Origin of the sequence: Streptomyces sp. Isolate_45 (genome assembly GCF_024721315.2) — a bacterium.
GTDB lineage: Bacteria > Actinomycetota > Actinomycetes > Streptomycetales > Streptomycetaceae > Streptomyces.
Window position 1 is genome coordinate 1 of record NZ_JANFAK020000310.1, and the last position, 3,816, is coordinate 3,816.

Here is a 3,816-nt window from a genome sequence, read left to right on the forward strand (position 1 = left end):
CCCCCCCCCCCCCCCCCCCCCCCCCCCCCCCCCCCCCCCCCCCCCCCCCCCCCCCCCCCCCCCCCCCCCCCCGCGGGTGTCAGTCGAACCAGCGGTCGCGCGCCAGTTCCGCCGTGCGGGACGGGTCCTCCAGGAGCGCCGCGACCTCGAACCGGCGGGGCCACTGGTGCGCCGCCCAGGCCAGGCCGGCCGCCACGCCCTCCAGGGTGGCCGCGTGGAGGGTGCCGTCCGGGGTGCGCCGCCAGTCGAGCTCGATGCCGCCCGCGATCAGTTCCTCGTGCTCCAGGTACGTCGGCGGGGTCGCCGGCCCCAGCAGGACCCGTACGGATTCCGGGACCTCGTGCTCCTCGCCCGGGGTCGTCACCTCCGCCGGGACGGTGTCCGAAAGGCGCCGCACCTGGAGGAGGTCCGCCAGGTCGGCCGCCCGCGCCGGGGCCACCGGCAGCAGCGGCAGGCCCCCGGTCAGCGGCAGCAGGTCGGGGGCGTCCGCGACGAGCGCGTCGGCCGCGTCGACCACGACCACCTCGCCGTCCACCACGGCCCGCAGCTCGTCCGGCAGCGTCACCTGCTCCGGATCCAGATCCGCCAGCGCCCCGTACAGGCCGTGCAGCCGGCCGCTCGTCACCTCGCGGTCCGGGTCGGCGAGCCGGGCCAGCAGCTCGGCCGCGCCGCCGGGCTCCTCCAGCAGGGCCCGCACGGTGGTGCGTACGCCCAGTGCCCGCAGGACCTGCTCGTCCTCGAAGCCGGTCGCGTCCGCCGGCGCGTACAGGCCCTCCAGCAGCGGATCCCCGCCCGCCGCGCGCAGTCCGGCGGGGCGGCGACCGTCCAGCACGGGGTGGTCGCGCAGCCACCAGGCGGTGTACGGGCGCACCGACCGCGTCGTGCCGTCGGGGAGCAGGATCCGCACGGGCTGGACGAGGGCGTCGCGCAGCGGGGGCTGCGCCAGCATCGCCAGGGCCTGCGGCCAGCGGTCGTCGTCGACGAGGTCGAGGTCACGGACGGCGACGATCTCGGTGGCCACCGGCGGGACGGGGGTGTCGGGGAACTGGTCGAGGAGGTCCTCGCACCACACGTCGACGGCGTCCAGCAGGCCGACGTCGTCGGGCTCGGCGAAGTCCCCGTCGCGGGGCTCCAGTTCGTCCGGGTCGAGGACGACGTCGGTGGCGCGGACCAGCTGGAAGGCGGTCAGCACCCCGCAGGCGGCCAAGGTCCCGGAGTCCCACCGCTCGGCCAACTCGGCGTCCAGGTAGGGGATCTCGTCCTCGCGCAGGACGGAAGCCAACGGGCTCCCGGCGAGCAGGAGTTCGCCGGCCGGGGTGAGTTCGCCGTCCTCGTCGGGCAGGGCCAGCGCGCCGAGCCAGGGCTCGTCGCCGGGGGACAGGCGCGCGTCGCGGACCAGGGTCAGGACGACCTCGGCGAGTTCGTCGGCGTCGAGCGCGTCCTCGTCCCAGATCTCCCCGGCGTCGAGCGAGCCGGCCACGGCCGCCCGGAGCTGCGGCGTCGTCAGGACGGCGCGCGGGGTGGCGGGGAGGGCTCCGAGCTTCTCCAGCAGCGGGTGCGCGGCGTCGGGGTGGGCCACCTTCAGGCCCAGGCGGGCCAGGTCGGTGGGGGTGTCGGTGCCGGGCAGCAGCAGGTGGCGCGGGCCGATCGCGGTGCGGCCGTCGGCGAGGGGGACGGGCAGCCCGGAGAGCCGGTCGGGGTCGACCCCGGCGAGGCTGTCGTAGAGCCGGTGCCACCACTGCGGGGTGCGCTCGATGCCGGCGATCCGCTCGATGGCGTCGCCCAGGGGCAGCCGGCCGACGCCGAGGGTGCGCAGTTCGGGGCGGCGTTCCAGGCCGGCGGGGAGCAGGGTCGGCAGGACCTCGGCGAGGACCCGTACGGTGTCGGCGCCCGCCCCTTCGACGATCTCGGCCTCGAAGGGGCGCAGGGCGGTCCGCTCGCCGGCCCGGGAATCTTCGCCGGTTTCGTCGGCGGATTCGTCGGCCGGGACCGCCGGGACCGCCGGGGCGAGGAACGCGGTGCGGGGCAGGCGCTGGAGGACGGCGGCGCGCAGGGCCCCGTCGAGCTCGCCCTTGCCGAGGGGGCCGGGCACCAGGTCGACGAGGGCGGTGGTGACCGGGTCCCAGACGCCCAGGAGTTCGGCGTACGCGTCGGCCGCGCGTTCCACCAGGAAGTCGGTCAGGGGCCCGGGGGCGGGGTGCCGGCGCGAGGTGTCCAGCGGCAGCGAGGCGATGAGCAGCGCGGGGATGCCGAGGGGCTCGTCGGTGGGGGTCGGCGCGTGCACGACGGGCGCGGTACGGGGACGCTCGGGGGCGCCGTCGGCGTCGACGGGGGCGGCCCAGGTGACCGTCCAGACGGGGCGCAGCCGTTCCTCGACGGGCCGGTCCGCGAGGAGTTCCCGCTCGATGGGGCCGCTGTGGCGGACGGTGCGCCAGCGGTGGGTGCCGGAGGCGGAGTCCTCGATGACGGTGTACGGGCCGTCGGTGGTCCGGTACAGGACGCGGTGCCCGGCGGCCGGGGTCTCCACGACGACCTCGCGCAGGCCGGGCAGGGTGAGGAGCAGGGCGTCGTCGATGCCGGCGAGCAGCCGTTCCACGAGTTCCTCGGCGGCGGCGTCGCGCAGCGGGAGGACGACGACGGTGTCGTAGCCCTCGGGGGCGGTGCCCTCGGCGGGCAACGGCAGGCGCAGCAGCGGGACGTGGCCGTCGCGGCGGCGCAGTTCGTCGCCGAGGCCGGGGCTGCCGTTGGAGGCGTCCCGGGCCATCTCGCGGGCCTCGGCGAGGGACCAGCGCACGCCGCCGTGGCGGCCGAGCACCGCCGGTTCGTCGGAGACGGCCAGGACGGCCGCGAAGCCGACGCCGAACCGGCCGACGGTTTCGCCGGCGCCGCCCGGTTCGCGTTTGGCGGAGGCCCGCAGGGTGCTCAGCGACTCCACGCCCGTCGCGTCGAGCGGGGCCCCGGTGTTGGCGGCGGCGAGGACGGCGTGCCCGCCCTCGCCGGGGTGCAGGGTGAGCCGCAGCCGGCCGGGGACCTTGGCGCGGGCGGCCGCGTCGGCGGCGTTCTGCGCCAGTTCGACGACGAGCCGGTCCCGGTAGCCGCCGAGCGCCAGGTCCTCCTCGGCGTTGGCGTCCTCCCGGAAGCGGGCCGGGCCCGCGCCCCAGGCGTCGAGCACCCCGCGCCGCAGCCGTGCGGTCCCGAAGGGGTCCACGCCACTCTGTGCCGCCGTCACTCGCACGCTCACGCCGCTGCCTCCAAGAACTCGACCGGCCCGGAACCCCCGAGCCTGCCCCGAACTGCTGAAGGTATCGCGTACGGGGCTACGCCTTGCCCGTGAGGTGCGCGAACACGACGACGTTCGCGTCCCAGTGGCGGTCCGCGGTGAGGTCGCCGCCGCAGGTGATCAGGCGCAGTTCGGCCCTGCCCCGGGTGTCGCCGTAGACGCGGTCGGTGGGGAAGGCGTCCTTCTTGAAGGTGTCGACCTCGTCGACGGCGAAGACGGCGGTGGTGCCGTCGGTGCGGTGGACCTCGATCCTCTGGTCCTTCTTGAGCTCCTTGAGGTTGAAGAAGACGGCCTTGGGGGCCCGGGGGGTGTCCATGTGGCCGACGATCGCGGAGGCGCCGCGCTCGCCGGGCGTGGGGCCCTGCTCGTACCAGGCGGCGTCGTCGGGCTCGGCGAAGTCGGGTTCCCGCATGACGCCCTGGGCGTCGAGGCCGACGGTGTCGAGGGGGGCGTCGACCTTGATGTCGGGGATCTCGATCCGGTCCGGTACGGAGGGCGGGAGGACGGAGACGGCCGTGGCGGCGGGGGTGGTGGCA

Annotated in this window: 2 protein-coding genes; both read right to left on the reverse strand. The window is 76.7% G+C overall.

Annotated features, from left to right (window positions below; translation table 11 throughout):
* Positions 1-79: 79 nt before the first annotated feature.
* Positions 80-3,241, reverse strand: coding sequence for a molecular chaperone Hsp90 (locus NOD94_RS40520; RefSeq protein WP_281211250.1), 3,162 nt, complete (start codon positions 3,239-3,241; stop codon positions 80-82).
* A gap of 76 nt (positions 3,242-3,317) precedes the next feature.
* On the reverse strand, positions 3,318-3,816 hold a 499-nt coding region (locus NOD94_RS40525), incomplete at its 5' end, for a class F sortase (RefSeq protein WP_281211251.1).